Annotated in this window: 15 protein-coding genes; 7 read left to right on the top strand and 8 right to left on the bottom strand. The window is 63.4% G+C overall.

The genetic code is table 11. The annotated features are described in order from the left end of the window. Positions 1-222: hypothetical protein (locus QOC89_RS30950; protein WP_323048524.1), on the bottom strand; the 222-nt coding region annotated here is incomplete at its 3' end. A gap of 24 nt (positions 223-246) precedes the next feature. Here QOC89_RS30950 and ada point away from each other — a divergent pair. The 4 genes from ada (at position 247) to QOC89_RS30930 (ending at position 5,268) form a co-directional block, all read left to right on the top strand. After that, positions 247-1,434 carry a bifunctional DNA-binding transcriptional regulator/O6-methylguanine-DNA methyltransferase Ada gene (ada, locus tag QOC89_RS30945; protein WP_323048523.1) on the top strand — a complete coding sequence of 396 codons (1,188 nt, stop codon included), beginning with the start codon at positions 247-249 and terminating at the stop codon, positions 1,432-1,434. Then, positions 1,431-2,348, top strand: a complete 918-nt coding sequence (locus QOC89_RS30940) for a DNA-3-methyladenine glycosylase (protein WP_323048522.1) — start codon at positions 1,431-1,433, stop codon at positions 2,346-2,348. The genes ada and QOC89_RS30940 overlap by 4 nt, the downstream gene beginning before the upstream one ends. Positions 2,349-2,806: 458 nt before the next feature. Continuing rightward, entirely contained in the window at positions 2,807-4,423 is a 1,617-nt protein-coding gene (gene gshA / locus QOC89_RS30935) for a glutamate--cysteine ligase (protein WP_323048521.1), read from the top strand. Between the two features lie 347 nt (positions 4,424-4,770). Next, positions 4,771-5,268, top strand: a complete 498-nt coding sequence (locus tag QOC89_RS30930; protein WP_323048520.1) for a hypothetical protein — start codon at positions 4,771-4,773, stop codon at positions 5,266-5,268. 173 nt (positions 5,269-5,441) lie between these two features. Here the strand turns inward: QOC89_RS30930 and QOC89_RS30925 are convergent, their stop codons facing one another. Together QOC89_RS30925 and QOC89_RS30920 are read right to left on the bottom strand one after the other, a co-directional pair. Continuing rightward, complete coding sequence (locus QOC89_RS30925; RefSeq protein ID WP_323048519.1) at positions 5,442-7,004, bottom strand: DHA2 family efflux MFS transporter permease subunit; 1,563 nt, start codon at positions 7,002-7,004, stop codon at positions 5,442-5,444. Between the two features lie 101 nt (positions 7,005-7,105). Beyond that, complete coding sequence (locus tag QOC89_RS30920) at positions 7,106-7,318, bottom strand: hypothetical protein (protein WP_323048518.1); 213 nt, start codon at positions 7,316-7,318, stop codon at positions 7,106-7,108. Between the two features lie 147 nt (positions 7,319-7,465). Between QOC89_RS30920 and QOC89_RS30915 the strand changes: the two genes are divergently transcribed. Together QOC89_RS30915 and QOC89_RS30910 are read left to right on the top strand one after the other, a co-directional pair. Further along, a complete protein-coding gene (locus QOC89_RS30915) occupies positions 7,466-7,828 on the top strand; it encodes a hypothetical protein (protein WP_323048517.1) in 363 nt (120 codons plus the stop codon). Between the two features lie 249 nt (positions 7,829-8,077). Further along, positions 8,078-9,652, top strand: a complete 1,575-nt coding sequence (locus tag QOC89_RS30910; protein ID WP_323048516.1) for an efflux transporter outer membrane subunit — start codon at positions 8,078-8,080, stop codon at positions 9,650-9,652. 137 nt (positions 9,653-9,789) lie between these two features. Here QOC89_RS30910 and QOC89_RS30905 read toward each other — a convergent pair whose 3' ends face one another. The 4 genes from QOC89_RS30905 to gspK are packed head-to-tail and all read right to left on the bottom strand — an operon-like array spanning position 9,790 to position 13,591. Then, positions 9,790-10,569, bottom strand: coding sequence for a type II secretion system protein N (locus tag QOC89_RS30905; RefSeq protein ID WP_323048515.1), 780 nt, complete (start codon positions 10,567-10,569; stop codon positions 9,790-9,792). 22 nt (positions 10,570-10,591) lie between these two features. Beyond that, the gene (locus QOC89_RS30900) at positions 10,592-11,095 is read right to left on the bottom strand and encodes a type II secretion system protein M (protein ID WP_323048514.1); all 504 of its coding nucleotides are present in this window, start codon (positions 11,093-11,095) and stop codon (positions 10,592-10,594) included. Continuing rightward, positions 11,092-12,513 (bottom strand): type II secretion system protein GspL, encoded by a 1,422-nt coding sequence (gene gspL / locus QOC89_RS30895; RefSeq protein ID WP_323048513.1) that lies wholly within the window; start codon positions 12,511-12,513, stop codon positions 11,092-11,094. Before gspL ends, QOC89_RS30900 begins: the two co-directional genes overlap by 4 nt. A 28-nt stretch (positions 12,514-12,541) precedes the next feature. Then, positions 12,542-13,591, bottom strand: a complete 1,050-nt coding sequence (gene gspK, locus QOC89_RS30890; RefSeq protein ID WP_323048512.1) for a type II secretion system minor pseudopilin GspK — start codon at positions 13,589-13,591, stop codon at positions 12,542-12,544. A gap of 634 nt (positions 13,592-14,225) precedes the next feature. On the opposite strand from gspK, the gene QOC89_RS30885 reads away from it, so the two are divergent. Further along, positions 14,226-14,366 (top strand): hypothetical protein, encoded by a 141-nt coding sequence (locus QOC89_RS30885; protein ID WP_323048511.1) that lies wholly within the window; start codon positions 14,226-14,228, stop codon positions 14,364-14,366. Between the two features lie 283 nt (positions 14,367-14,649). Here the strand turns inward: QOC89_RS30885 and QOC89_RS30880 are convergent, their stop codons facing one another. Then, a complete protein-coding gene (locus tag QOC89_RS30880; protein ID WP_323048510.1) occupies positions 14,650-15,687 on the bottom strand; it encodes an IS481 family transposase in 1,038 nt (345 codons plus the stop codon). Positions 15,688-15,737: the final 50 nt, after the last annotated feature.

Raw genomic sequence — 15,737 nt, 5'->3', positions numbered from 1 at the left:
TGAATCCATATCAGGAGGAGACATGGAGGAGACAAGTACTAATATACACATCGGCTTGGTGCGACGCAATAACTTTTTAAGGGAAAACCCGATATCGGGCCAAAATGTCGCACCTTGAGCTGAAACGAGCGCCTGGCGCGGCTTCCGGCTTACGGGGAAGCGCAATGACAGAGCAAGAACCGGGGCGTAGTGTGTCGGCATGCGGCCTACATTGGTGAGCATCGACACCGCCTTTCCGGGAACATCATGAACCGCCCTAACCGTACTGAAGCCGGCGCTACCGGCAGCAAAATCGCCGTCGGCGCCAACCGCTGGAGCACCGACGCCGACCGCTGGGAAGCCGTCGCCCGCCGCGAGCCGCAGGCCGACGGCGCGTTCTTCTACGCCGTCAAGACGACCGGGGTGTTCTGCCGGCCGTCGTGCGCGTCGCGCCAGCCACGTCGCGAAAACGTCGCGTTCTTCACCGACGCCAACGCCGCGCGTGCCGCGGGCTATCGCGATTGCAAGCGCTGCCAGCCCGGCGGCCTGCCGCGCGAACTGGAGATCGTCAATCGCGCTTGCGTCGCGCTGGACGCCGATCCGCAGCAACGCCTCACGCTCGCGCAATTGAGCGATGCGGTGCACGTCAGCCCGTTCCACTTGCAGCGTCTGTTCAAGCGCGTGGTGGGCGTGTCGCCGCGTCAGTATCAGGCCGCGCAGCGCGGCGCCGCGTTGCGCGATGCGTTGCAGAGTGGCTCGGACGTGACGCGCGCCACGCTCGACGCCGGCTTCGGCTCCCCATCGCGGATGTACGACAGCGCCTCGGCGGAATTGGGCATGGCGCCATCCGCGTTTCGCCGCAAGGGCGCGGGGCTCACCGTGCGCTACGCCAGCGCGTCGACTTCGCTGGGTTTCGTGCTGGTAGCCGCGACCGACAAGGGCATCTGCAAAATCGGTTTCGGCGACGATGCCGCGATACTCCTCGACGAACTGCGCGGCGAGTTCGCCAATGCCGATCTGGTCGAAGACGCCGCGCGCCTCGCGCCGTTCATCGCGCAGATCGACGCCTATCTGCGCGGGAGTCGTCAGAATTTCGATCTGCCCTTGGATATCGCCGCAACCGCGTTCCGCCAGCGTGTTTGGGACGCGCTGCGGCGGATTCCCTACGGTGAGACGCGCAGCTATTCCCAGATCGCCGAAGCGGTCGGCGCGCCCCGCGCCGTGCGCGCGGTGGCGAGCGCGTGCGCGACGAATCCGGTCGCGCTGGCGATTCCCTGTCATCGCGTCGTACAGAAGGGCGGGGCGCTGGCGGGATATCGGTGGGGCTTGCCGCGCAAGGCCGCACTGCTCGATAACGAGGCCCAGCATGCAGACGACGTATCGCCCGATGAACGTGACCGCCACAAGCGCGCCGCGTCTACTGCAACCACCACCAAGCTGGATCACGCCGCGTGAGCACGCCTGACGACGTCGCAACACTGGAATTGCCGTTCAAACCACCCTTCGACTGGCCGCGCCTGCTGCGCTTTTTCGGCGGACGCGCGACGCCCGGCGTCGAGGCCGTCGAAGACGGCGCCTACCGCCGCGCGATCGACTGGGCCGGCGACAGCGGCACGCTGACCGTGCGCCTGCATCCGCGCAAGCGCTGCATCGTCGCGAACATCGACGGTCCCGCGAGCCGTCACGCCGATGCGCTTGCCGCGCCGATCGCGAGGATGTTCGACCTGCATGCAGATCCGAAGAAGATCGGCGGCGAACTCGCCGCCGATCCATGGCTCGCGCCGTTGATCGAAGCCGTGCCCGGCTTGCGAGTGCCGGGCGCGTGGTCGGGCTTCGAGCTGGTGGTGCGGGCGATTGTCGGGCAGCAGGTTAGCGTGAAGGCGGCGACCACTATCATCGGGCGATTGGTGCAGCGTGCCGGCGAACGTATCGAGGGTCATCCGCATGACAACACCGCATGGCGCTTTCCGACGCCCGCCGCGCTCGCGGCTGTGGATCTGGAAAAGATCGGCATGCCGGGTAAACGTGTCGCGGCGTTGCAAGGCTTCGCCCAGGCGGTCGCTTCAGGCGACGTGCCGCTCGACAGCGGCATCGCCGACGCCGACGGTTTGCGCGCGGCCTTGCTCGCGCTGCCGGGGATTGGTCCATGGACGGTCGAGTATGTCGCGATGCGTGCCTGGCGTGACGCCGACGCCTGGCCAGCATGGGACCTCGTGCTGATGCAGTCGATCTGCGCACGTGACCCGTCGCTCGTGCGGCCCACGCAGCAACGCGCCCGTACCGACGCCTGGCGGCCGTGGCGCGCGTATGCGGCCATGCATTTGTGGAACGAGGTGGCGGATCGGGTGGGTGCGGCGCGCGGCGGCTGAGGTCGTAGGCAGTCGGGAAGCGAGATTAGCGAGCGGAGGCCTGCGCAGAATCGGCGGTGGTCGTTGTGGCGGTGGCGGTGGCGGTAACGGTAACGGTAACGGTGATGATGATGATGGTGATGGCGGTCATATGGCTCACAACAAGCCCGCACACGTCGGCGGACTGGGCCAGCGCCGCCACGTCACAGTTGAGGCCGTACACCGTTCGGGGACAAACGCGGATCGCGCATCGGGCGCACGGCGCGCAGAGTAACGCGGCGCTAAGCAGAGCCCGTATCGTCTTGAAAAATAGGCGGATTTGAAGCGTCGGAGGGGCCGCCGAAGCGGCCTCAAGCAGCCGTTGTGGCGAGATGTTAAAGTGCCCGCTACCTGAAAATTCCGCCGAACGTTGTCAACCGCGCAGTGCTGCATGGGCAGCGAAGCGGCACATGGCGGCCGACAACGCCCGACTCGCATCAATGCCAAACACGACATCTTCCCGCACGACCGACGCGTTCTCGCACCGCCTGTCCGTGTTGACCTCAGGCCCGCAGCGCAACGCGCTGATACGCGGCCTGCGCGGCATCGAAAAGGAAAGCCTGCGCGTGACGCACGACGGCCAGCTGGCCATGACGCCGCATCCGCGCGCGCTGGGTTCGGCGCTTACGCATCCGTCGCTCACCACCGACTATTCCGAAGCACTGATCGAACTGATCACGCCGGCCGAGCACGACGTCTCGGTCACGCTCGAAAAGCTCGATACGCTGCATCGATTCGTCTATGCAGAGCTTGACGACGAGATCTTGTGGAACAACTCGATGCCGGGCCTGCTGCCCGAAACCGACGACGGCATTCCGATCGCGCACTACGGCACGTCGAATATCGGCAAACTGAAGTACGTGTACCGCATTGGTCTGGCGCTCCGCTACGGCCGCACGATGCAGTGCATTGCGGGCATCCACTACAACTATTCGCTGAACGAAGAAGTGTGGCGGGTGTTGCATGCCGACCAGCAATCCACGGCGAACGCCGTCGACTTCCAGTCCGACCGTTACCTCGCGCTGATCCGCAATTTCCGCCGCACCAACTGGCTGCTGATGTACCTGTTCGGCGCGTCGCCGGCGCTGGATCGCCGATTCCTCCGTGACCGCGAACACACGCTCGAAACGCTGGACGCCGACACGCTGTATCGCCCGTACGCAACCAGCTTGCGCATGAGCGATCTCGGCTACTCGAACACCGCTGCGCAAGCTGCACTGCATGCCGACTACGACACGCTGCCGGGTTACCTCGACGCGCTCGCGAAGGCCGTGAGCCAGCCGTATCCCGCGTACGAGGCGATCGGCACGCAGCGCGACGGCGAGTGGGTGCAGATCAACACGAACGTGCTGCAGATCGAAAACGAGTTTTACTCGACGATCCGTCCGAAGCGCATCACGCATCCGGGCGAGCGGCCGCTGCATGCGTTGGCAGCGCGCGGCGTGCAGTATGTCGAAGTGCGTTGCATGGACATCGATCCATTCGAGCCGACCGGCATATCGCTGGAGACATCGCGTTTTCTCGACGCTTACCTGCTGGTCTGCGCGCTCGACGAAAGCGCGCCGCTGCCGCCGGACGCATACGCGGAGGCGAATCAGAACTTCGGCCGGGTGACGATGGAAGGCCGCAAGCCGGGCCTCGAACTCACGCGCGACGGCAGTCCGATTGCGATGACGGATTGGGCGAACGAATTGCTCGTCAAGATCGACGCAGCCGCGGCAGCGCTCGACGCGTTGCACGGCGGCGACGCGCACGCACGTGCCGTGGCGGTTCAGCGCACGAAACTGGCGGACGCATCCCTGACGCCATCTGCACGCGTATTGCAGACGATGCGCGACAAGCAGCAGAGCTTCCTCGCATTCGCCCTTGAACAAAGCGAAGTGCATGCCGCCTATTTCCGTTCGCGTCCGCTGGATGCTGCGCAGACGAAGGAATTCACCGACCTCGCCGCGCAGTCGCTGGCAGAGCAGGCCAAACTTGAACGAGAAGAGGTGGGTTCGTTCGACGCATTCGTCGCGGCATATCGGGCGTACACGCTGAACCGGTTTAGCGTCTAACGGCGCGGCAGACCGCAGGGCAATGCCATTCAGTTGGCGCTGAAGGGTGAAAAGCACAAACTACTGACCAACCCCACGTTTTCCGGAGCGTGGGGTTTGTTTTTTCAGGCGGGGCAAATCGCGTGCGGAGAGCGAATCGGGGCCAGCGGAACCAGTTTACGATGTCGAGCGTGAAGCGGCCTCGAGACCATTTTTTGCATAGGTAACGTCTACGCAAAGGGAGCCCGATGGCCGACTACGCCGGCAAAATTTCCTGTTGTTTGGCGATTCGTGGATGCATATGAAACACCGCGCCGGGGATGTGGTCCAACAAAAATGACACGCCGAGAGAGGGAGGCTTCAACGCGATGAAAAAAGATCTGTTGGCCATACTGTGCGTAGCGGCGGTGGCGGCGGGGTGTTCGACCCAGGGGCAGGTTGACCCTGACGTCATGCAGATCGCGACGACGCCGTTGACGTGTTCGAACAAAGCCGAGTGTGATGTCTGGTGGCAGCGTGCGCAGACGTGGGTAACGAGCCATTCGAAGTACAAGGTTGAATCTGCGACGGACACGTTGATCCAGACGGCGGGCCCGGATGGCGGCAAGCGTGCGCTGGCGTACCAGATTACGCGGACAGCGAACCCGGATGGCACGGCAACGATCGGTTTTGCCGCACATTGCGACGGCTCGCAGGGGTGCAATCCGAACCCATGGGAAGCGGGTGCCGACTTCAAGCAATACGTACGAGGCACGGGCGCAGCGCAGAGCGGCGCAAACCCGACACAACCGGCACCAACGGCGATGCATCCGGACGCATCCGGACAGTCGATTCCGGGAACGAGTGGAGAAGCGATAACGCAGTGAGGGGAAACCGCGGATAAGGAATGCATGAAACGCGAGCGCGGCACTGCGAGACCCGCCGTACAAAATGCGCCGCCCCACACAGGGGCAACGCTAATAAACCAATAAGAAAACAAGGAAAGGCCGACGCCATAAGAGCACAGAACAACAAAGCGCCGCACAGGCAAAAAACCCGCTTAATGCCCCACAGAAGCCCCGACCCCTTTACGGGGTTTAGTAACCCATACAAGCACAGCCAAAACAAGAAACGCACCACACGAGACACGAAAAAAATCATTAGTGGCCATCATATAAGCCTGCGCCGTAACGACCTGATTCAACTGAGCGGTGACACCATCCCCGGCAAACCCAAGAGCGCCCAACGCATTGGTATAAGCATTGGTGTTAGCCGCATAAACATTAACCGAATCAGCCAACATCGCATGATGATAAATCGTATCGTTTTCCCAATAAGTCGTACTGACCGCAGTCCCAATAGCTCCTGACAAAGTCCGAAAAAAATTCGACAACCCGGAAGCACTAGCAAGCCGCTCATCCGACACGCTGGACAGCGTAATGGTAGTCATCGGCACAAAGAAGCAAGCAACCCCAATCCCCTGCACCAACCGCGGCCAGATCACATGATTAAAAGGCACATCAAGCGTAAAAGTCGAATTCCAGAATGACACACACGCAAACACGATAAACGCAAAACTCGCCACCACCCGCAGATTCAGCCGATGCATATTCTTGCCGATCATCGGCGACAAAAACAGCGCAAGAATCCCGACCGGCGCCGTCGCCAAACCGGCGATCCCTGCGGTGTAGCCCATCACCGTCTGCAGCCAGAGCGGGAAAATCACCACCGACCCGAAGAAGGCCATAAACCCGAACGAAATGATCAGCACGCCGAGCGCGAAGTTACGATCCTTGAACAGCGAGAGATCGACAACGGGTTCCTTATCCGTCATCTCCCACACCAGCAGGAACGCAATCGACACCACCGCGATGATCGCCAGCGTCACGATAAAGGTCGAGTTGAACCAGTCGCGATCCTTGCCGAGATCGAGCACCATCTGCAGACACGACACGCCAATCACGAGCAACGCCAGGCCGACCGCATCGATACGCTGCCTGGTGACCTTGGTCTCGCGGCCTCGCAACAGCAGAAACGCGCACACCGCCGAGAACAAGCCGATGGGCACGTTGATGTAGAAGATCCACGGCCACGTGTAGTTGTCGGTGATATAGCCGCCCATCACGGGTCCGAAAATCGGCGCGCAAATCACGGTCATCGCCCAGAGGCCGAGCGCGAGCCCGCGTTTTTCCGGTGGGTATGAGCGCATCAGAATCGTCTGTGAAAGCGGGACCATCGGCCCGGAGACGAGCCCTTGCAGCAGCCGGAACGCGATCAGCGACTCGAAGTTGTGCGCGAAGCCACACAGCGCCGAAGCAATCGTGAAAAGCAGAACGGACAGCGTGAACAACCGTACTTCGCCGACGCGCCGCGCGAGCCAGCCGGTCAGCGGCACCGCGATCGCCGAGGCCACGGAATACGACGAGATGACCCAGGTGCCCTGGCTGGTCGCCACGCCGAGGCTGCCGGAAATGGTCGGCACGGCGACGTTCGCGATCGAGGTGTCGAGCACTTCCATGAACGTGCCGAGCGCGAGGCCGACGGTGAGCAACGCCAGCGTGCCGCCCCTGAGCGGCGCGGGTTCGGCGGCGGGTAGAGCGTCGACGGAAGCGGTGGCAGCCATGTGTGTTTACCTCAGCCGGGAAAGCTTGTCGCGGCAGCTTTATCGCACCCTCTGAGTGGCGCGGTTACATGCCGGATCATCCTCTGCCCAGACAGCTATTTTCAAATAATGGCGCTTTCAAAAAGCGCCTCCTGGCTATTACTCGCCGTGCGTTGACGGCGGTTCTCCGGATGATTCTTCCTGCCATTCCTGCGGCGTTCGGAGCCCGCAACCTGCGCTTGCGCCCGCGCCAATACCGTTCGCAATGAAACGGCCGAGCAGGTCGAGCAGAGCGGCGTGGTCGTCGCGAAGAGAGCAAAAAACAACACCTTCATTGCACGCGAAGCAAAGTATCTTGAAATTTAATTGCATAGTCAATATTATTGCAGGCAACGAGTTACGCGCGACCCGCGCCACCCGAGACCATGTTCTGACCGATTGTCTGCACGCCGCAATGGCGCCGTGCGAAAAAGGATTTTCCCATGCTGTACCTCAAAAACACCCTTGGCGGCTTGGGCCGCTCCCTGACCGATTCCGCGTTGAGCAGCTTTCAAGGTCCGCATCGCTGGTGGAAACTGGCGTTGCTCACCGTGCTGTTCGTGCTGCCGGGTGGGTCAGTGGGCGTCGCGGTGTTTGCGTGGGTTGAACATCGGCGCGGACGGAAGGGCACTCAGGCCGCACCCGAAGGATCGGCGGCATCTTCCATGGCGACAACCAGTGTCGTCGCGGCGCCGAGCGCTGCGACAAGTTCCGCGGCCGCTTGCCAGGGGCGCATGGGCGCACCGTGTCGGGCCGCGGCTGGAAAGCTGGCCCGGCAGACTACATCATCGGATTCGCGGGTCTAGTTCCTGTTCTGGCCGAGCCGGCTTTCGTTGCCTGCGCGGTGTTTTGACATCGCGAGGAGTAGCGAAGCCGGTAATAGCATGTAACCATCCCGACACCCTAAGTAACACACCTCCGCCTTCCCCCGCATTACCCTTTCAGTTTCCCGCGCCCAGGCAGTTCCATACGCTAACATTCCGGCAGAGCCATGATCTCGCCCGGCGGGAGTGCCGCCATCGGCCGCACTGCGGCGTCCTGAAGGAATCCATTGCATGCAGTTTGACCGAATCTCGCGCGCGGGGACGTTTGCGCCTCGCGCCCTGACTATCGCAGTAGCCGCTGCGCTCGCCACCCTGCTGGCCGGGTGCGCAGTCGGCCCTGACTACAAGCGGCCCGCTGCGGAAATCCCCGCTTCCTACAAGGAAGCCGCGCCTGGCTGGAAAGTTGCCGAACCGGCCGACCAGCACGACCGCGGCGACTGGTGGACCATTTACGAAGACCCGCAACTCAACGCGCTCGAAGACAAGCTGAACGCGTCGAACCAGACCATCGCTCAATTCGCCGCGGCCTATCGTCAGGCACGTGCATTGGTCGGCGAAGCGCGCGCGGCGTATTTCCCAACCGTCGGTGCGTCGTTAGGCGCCACGCGTTCCGGCAACGGTTCATCGTCCAATGGCGTCCCCAGTTCAGTGTCGAGCCGCAGCGGCGTCAACAACAGCTTCAACGTGCAACTCGACGCCAGCTGGGAGCCGGATCTGTGGGGCTCGGTGACACGCTCGGTGAACGCACAGAAAGCCGGTCAGCAAGGCGCGGCCGCCGATCTCGCGAATGCACGGCTGTCCGCTCAGGCCACGCTCGCGCAAACCTATTTTTCGCTGCGCGCGCTCGATTCCACCCAGAAGCTGCTCGACGACACCGTCGCCGCCTATCAGCGCTCGCTGCAACTCACGCAGAACCAGTATGCAGCCGGCGTCGCGGCCCGCTCCGACGTGATTCAGGCGCAAACGCAGTTGCAATCGGCCCAAGCCGCCGCAATCGACAACGGCGTGCAGCGCGCGCAGGACGAGCACGCCATCGCCGTACTGGTCGGCGAACCGGCTTCGACCTTCTCGATTCCCGCCATGCCGCTCACCGCCACGCCGCCCGCCGTGCCCGCGCAGATGCCGTCGGCGCTGCTCGAGCGGCGTCCGGATATTGCTTCGGCCGAGCGCAAGGCCGCGGCGGCGAACGAACAGATCGGGGTGGCGATCGCGGCGTTCTTCCCGTCGTTGACGCTATCGGCTACCGGCGGCTTCGAAAATTCGGTGTTCTCGCAATTGCTGACGGCGCCGTCGCGCTTCTGGACGCTGGGGCCGCAACTTGCCGCCACGATTTTCGACGCCGGCTTGCGTCAGGCACAGACCGAAGCCGCTCGCGCCGTCTACGATCAGAATGTGGCGACATACCGCCAAACGATTCTGGCTGCGTTCCAGGACGTCGAGGACAATCTCGCTTCGCAGCGCATCCTTGCGCAGGAAATCGTCGTGCAGCAGCAGGCTGTGGATTCCGCGCGTCAGGCGCTGGCCATCGTCACGAACGAGTACAAGGCGGGCACAGTCGGCTTCGTTAATGTGCTGACCGCGCAGACCACCGCGTTCCTGGCCGAGCAGAAGCTGGAAAGCATCGCCGGGGAGCGGATGGTTTCCTCGGTAGGACTCGTGAAGGCGCTCGGCGGCGGCTGGGACACAGCGCAAATGAACCGCGAAACGGGCGATGTCGCGGCGCCGGCGCCGCTGCCGGCATCGGCATCAGCAGTAACACCCGTCGCGCAAAGCGGCGCGACGCCCCAATCGGCGCAGAGCAACTAGCCGCGCCGTTCCCGGCCGCAATGCAAAAGAGGCAGGGCCGCGTCACGCGGCCCTGCCTCTTTTTTAACCGATGCGATTGGACTGACTCGAACGGCGGGCGCCCTGCATCTCGCCACGCCACCCAACGCCGACCCGACTCAGTGCACGAACGTCAGCGCGACCGTGTCCGGCCCGCTTGGCCGCCCCAACAGATTCAGCAAACCCGCCAGGTTGTCGCGTGCTTCCGGGGCAGCGCTGGCCGTTCCATGAAACGAAGTCGAGACCGACGACACGTTGCCATTGCCGGTCAGCATCAACGGTCCCTTGAGGGTCGTCAGATCCAGCGTGGACGACGCGCCCTGCGCCTGGAACAGCAACCGGTACGAACCCAGCGGCTTGACCAGCGAGACGCGTGAACTGACATCGTTCAGCGTGATGGTCATCTGGCCGAACGCTTCCTGATTGAAGCTGCGCCAATCGGACCATGCGAGGCGCACGTCGCCTTGCAGATCGAGCGTATTGAACGGCGCGCCGAGGCCGCTCAGCAGCGAAGCCGGCACCGCCATCGCCCCCGGTGTGACGGTCGCGCTGCGCAGGCTTGCATCGACCGTGACCGGGTCGGGCATTGCTTCGCTATGCCGCATGACCATCCGCACACGGCCGGTGAAGAGCGGCCAGAACGCGGTGTGCCATTCGATGCGCCCCGGCAGCAAGGTGGCCGCGCTCATGTCGGAGCCGGCCGCGAGCATCAGCGTGGCCGAACCGTGCCATAGCGAGCCGGCCGGATCGACGAGATTGATGTGTCCACGGGTCTGTCTGGCGAACTGTGGCGTGATCCAGGCGGCCGGCAACAACGTAAGCATCACGACCGCGCTCGCCAGCACCGCGACCGCCATCCACGGTAGCGCGACGCGCAGGCGCCGCATCCAGTAAGTCATGCGAGATCCTGTAACGGCGCGGTCATTTCGCGGTAGACGGCTGCAACGACGCCGTCAGATCCACCTGGCCGTCTTCCTTGAGCGCGGTCACGTGCGCCTCGGCAACCTGCACCTTGAACTGCTTGCGCACGTCGTCGACCCAGGTCGTCCACGCGGGGAACGACGCATTCTTCATCTGGACCTGCACCGCGTTGCCGATGACCTGCACCTGGGTCGCGGCAAGGCCGTGATCGCTGAGCGAGGCGGTGAGCGCGTCCTTCAGCGCCGCGCCGGTCGGTGCGACGCCTTGCGCCGCCGCGGAGAGCTGGCGCGCTTCATTCGACTGCGCGGTCATCTGCGCCAGTTGACGCTGCAAGGCAGGCAGCGATTCATGCAGACGCGCGCGGCCATCCTGCGCCGGCGCCCACAGCACCGACCACGCGATCACCACCGCCAGCACCCCGCCACCCCATGCCAGCAGCGTTTTTTCGCGCTCGGTGCGCTGGTCCCAGAAGCCAGCCCAGCTTTGGGCGAGTTCAGCTTTCATTGTCCGTTCCTGATGGTCCACTTGCCGGTGTTGCTGTCGATCGCGCCGTTCAGGCCGTTGCGCGCGAGGCGCTTGGCGAAATCGGCATCGAGTTTCACCTCGGGCTTGAAGGTCACGTCGAGCCGCCGGTCGTGATAATCGAGCGCGGCGATGCCATTGACCGGCACCGGCGCCAACGAACGCGCCAAGCCGTCGGCCAGCGACAGAAAATCGTCCGGCGACAGCTCACCCGCCGCCACCCGCAACTGCTGCAACTGGCTCGACATCTGGTCGGGCGCGTCGAGCACGACCGTTGTCTTGGGGAAGGTGTTGAGGAGCAGTTCGGTCATCTGCGAGCTGATCGCGTCACGTTGGCGCGAAAGCATCAGCCACTGCACGTTCGCGCCGACGATCGCGATCACGAGCGCGCCGACCGCCAGCATGACCGGCAGGCGCAGACGCCGCAGCGTCGAGCGGTCGAGCCGCCATGGCTGCGAGGCGAACTCGAACTGACACAGATCGAAGCGGCATTCCAACGCGCGCCGGGCGAGTTGCTCGAACGGCAACGGGCTTGCTCCGTGCACGTGGGCCGCGAGCTTCGCCGGGCTGGTCGCGGACAGGCTCGGTTCGTTGCCGGGCACTTCAGTCAACATGTACAGCGAGATCGGCGCGGCCCCGGCGAGCGCGCTTAGTGTGGCGTTGACGGCGTTGGCCGGCACTGCCAGCCCTTCGCCTTGCACGCCACGCGCGATCGCCAGTTCGACACGTGGCGGACCGCTCACCACCGCGCTTTCGATCGCGCCTTCGAGCAACAACGCGGGCGCGGTCTGGACGACGGCGCCGAGCACGGCGGCCACCATCGGCACCACCGACGCCACACCTGGCGCCACCACCGGCGCCACGCCTGGCAGCGACGTCGCCACGCTGCCCGAGCCCGCCAGCACCGGCTCGCCTGCGTTGACCATTTCCGCGACTTCAGCGGGGGTGTCGAGCGCGGCGGCTTGCGGCAGACAGCGCGTGACCGGCACCGCGCGCACGCTGCGGTGGCCGGCGGCGGCAAACGCCTCGCAGAAAAAGCGGAACCAGCCGCGGTCGATGACCGCGAGCAACTGCCGCCCGCCCGCGAGCGGTTGCGGATCGACGGCGATGTGGCAGGTTTGCGGATCCTGGATCAGTTGATCCTCGACGATGTTCGGCAACGCCTGACGCAATCGCGGGCCGCGCAACGGCGGGAGCTTGGCGGGCATCATCAGCAGGTCGCGGGCGGCGACCATCAGCACCGTCGACGAAGCGCGCGGCAGCAGCGCGAGCGCCGAGCGGCCCGCGCGCTGGGTGCGGCCCGACTTGTCGAGCAGCACGAACGGCAGCTCAGGCAGTTGCCATTCCTGCGATGGCACCGCCGGATCACGCGGCGGCAATAGAACGATCAGCGTGCTCAAAGGCCACTCTCTCTGGGAAAGGCGTTATTCATAGTTGGTCTTGTACTCGCACGATACGCGTAGTGTGCGTCAATGCGTCGCGATAGACGAGGGTTGTGCGATCCACTTCCGCACGTTCGTGCTGCACACGGCCGTGGACCAGGAAGTAGCTCGTGTTGACGTCCATGACACTCGGGTCGATCGAGATCGACTGGACGCCGGCGCCGGTCAACGCGAGTTGCACGTCGCCGACGTTATGGAAAAACACCGTCTGCCGGCGCGCGACGAAGGCCTGTGCCGAGGACAGATTCATCCCTGGCACGATCGCCGCGATTACTTCGGCGGAGGCTGTATTCATGTTGACCGCCGACGCCGTCGGCAGCACGCTGACGAACGGCCGCAAGCGCGCGACCATTTCCGGCGTATAGCCGGGGATGTCGAGCAGCGAATCGACGCTGATCATTTGCAGCGGCGCGACCTCGGCGTTGTCGTCGCCGTCTTCGATACCGGGTTTGTCGGTGAAGTTGCCGCCGGTGGCGCCGCCACCGGGCGTGACCGGGGCCACCGCTGCCCCGGGGGTGGACGTGACCGTCTGGAAACGTGTTGCCGATTGCCCGAGACTCGAGCGTACTGCCAAGGCGGTGGCTTTCGCCAGTTGGCTGTTCGCGCCGAGGGACACGAGCAGGCGCTGATAGGCGGCGATCTGTTCCGTGTTCAGTTGCAGGACGCCCGGTGCCGGGCTCGAGACCAGGTTGCGGAGGTTGAACTTCGCCTGGGCGTCTTCGATTGAACCTGAGAGGTAGGTGGCCTGGCCTTGTTCGGCTCTGACTTCGCCTATTTGCCCGAGGAAATCCGACAGACGGGTTTTGGCGATGGGGACACCCCATAGGCCACCCAGGTAGGTGATGCCGGCCGAGGTGTCGCCCTCCGAGCGGAGGATCAGGCGCGTCCAGTCCAGCGCGCCGCGTGAGACCCAGAGGGCTTGCGATAGGAGGCGCTGGTTTTCGATCCTTCGGATCTGGACTTGCTGGCGCCAGAGCATGCCCGATACCAGGATCGCTGATAACGCGACTACTAGGAGGGCGCTGATGATTGCCACTCCGTGCTGGTGTTTTGCCTGTGGCCGACTTTTTGGGTGTGCACTCGCCTCGTTGGCCTTTGCTTGTTCTGCCTGTGGCTGGTTTTTTGGCTGTGCGGCCGCCGTGTTGGCCTTTCCTTGTGCCGCCTGCGCCCTCTGTCCCGGCTGTGCGCCAGCGGCGTTGGCCTTTCCTTGTTTTCTTAGCGGTTTATTTGTGTTCCCCCTGTGCGGGGGGGCACCTACTTTTCTTTGCCTGCTGCAAAGAAAAGTAGGCAAAAGAAAGCAGCTCAAACCGCTAACTCTTAAGTGGGTCCCCAGGCTCGGAGGGGGCAGTGGTGCATCTGGAATCTGTGCCCCCGTATCCCCAACCCAAAGTGACAAGGCAGTCATACTTCCCGTCTCGCGCAACGCGCTCGCCGGAATGGTCCGCTTTGAAAACCATGGGCTTCGTTGGGGGCGCGTGAGGGGCATCGGCTCCGCAACTGACGAGGCCCTCTTACTTCCCGTCTCGCGCAGCGCGCTCGCCGGAATGGTCCGCTTTGAAAACCATGGGCTTCGTTTGAGACGCATCGCCAGCTTCGCCTCAGCGAACCGCCACGCCGATTCGCCCGCAGATACTTGGGGGTTGGAGACGCATGCGCCAAACGCACCGCTCGTGTCGGACTCGCTAGGCGCGTTGGGCGTGCTGGGCGTGCTGGGCGTGCTGGGCGCGTTGGGTGTGTTGCGTGTGCTGGGCGTGTTGGGCGTGTTGGGCGTGTTGGGTGCACCGAGTGTGGGGGATGCGCCGAGGGTTTGAGATATGCCGCTCGGCGCGCGGAGCGCCGCCGGAACGGATGACTGCTTTGTCACGAGGGGTGAATGTGCGAGGGCACGGATTCCAGATGCACCACTGGCGTTTACTGTGCGGGGGACCCGCTTAGCATTAGCGGTTTGAGCCGCTTTCTTTTGCCTACTTTTCTTTGCGGCGGCAAAGAAAAGTAGGTGCCTGCCCCGCACAGGGGCGACGCAAATAGACCGATAAGATGTATTAGCCTGGACTCGATCTGACAGGTAGTCGGGAAACGAAGTAACGAAGCCGATCAGTGAGGGATCAGTTTCTCCCTGGCAAGATCAAGGGAGTCGAGAAACGTGCGCATGGGCGTCTTTCCGTAGCACCATCGTCCTTGATGTTCGCGCTCGTTGTTGTACTGGTCAAGCCATACGTCCAGATCAGCCTGCAGGGCCGGGATCGAGTCGTAAATCCTCTTGCGGAAAGTGACGCGGTAGAACTCGTTGAGCATGGTCTTGTGAAGGCGTTCAACGATGCCGTTGGTTTGCGGAGAGCGCGCTTTGGTGCGGGTGTGGTCGATATTTTCCACCGCCAGATAGAGTTCATATTCATGATGCTCGGGGTTGCCGCAGTACTCGGTTCCCCGATCGGTAAGCACGCGTGCGAGCGGGATGTCAAAGCTGTCGAAGAACGGTATGACGCGATCGTTGAGCAGATCGGCGGCCGGCAACGGCGTCTTGCGATCGTAGAGTTTGGCAAAGGCCACCTTGGAGTAGGTATCGACAAAGGTCTGCTGATAGACACGACCCACGCCTTTAAGCGTGCCAACGTAAAAGGTGTCCTGGGCGCCGCAGTAGCCGGGACATTCGGATTCGAACTCACCGTGCGTTTCCTTTTCCAGCTTGGCGCGCTCGAGCGCGGCCAGTTGCGACTCGGTCAGCACCATCCCTTCCTGAGCGGATTTGGCTTCCAGAGCCTTGAGACGCTTGTTCATGGTCTGAAGGTCATGGCGCAACCAGACGCCACGCACGCCCTGTGGCGAGACGCTCAGGGCGTGCCGTTTGAGTACTTCGTTGGCGATGCGTATCTGGCCGTAGGCGGGCAGCTCCAGCGACAGTTCGAGTACGGCGGCCTCGACCTCAGGATCCACGCGATTCTTGATGACTGGGCGGTGGTGCGAGATTTCCTGCAGCGCCGCTTCGCCGCCTGTTTCGTACAGGTCCTTGAAACGGTAGAAGCTGTCGCGGGAATAGCCCATTACGCGGCAGGCCTGACTGACATTGCCAAGCTGTCGGGCTAGCTCCAGCATACCGAGCTTGGCACGGATGACCTTCTGTTCCTGAGTCATGGCGGACTCCTTGCGGTTTGCTGTTTGCATTGTCGCTCCGGGCTACGCCC

Origin of the sequence: Paraburkholderia sp. (assembly GCF_034668105.1) — a bacterium.
In the GTDB taxonomy this organism is placed as follows: Bacteria; Pseudomonadota; Gammaproteobacteria; order Burkholderiales; family Burkholderiaceae; genus Paraburkholderia.
This window is presented reverse-complemented; position numbering and strand designations above follow the sequence as displayed.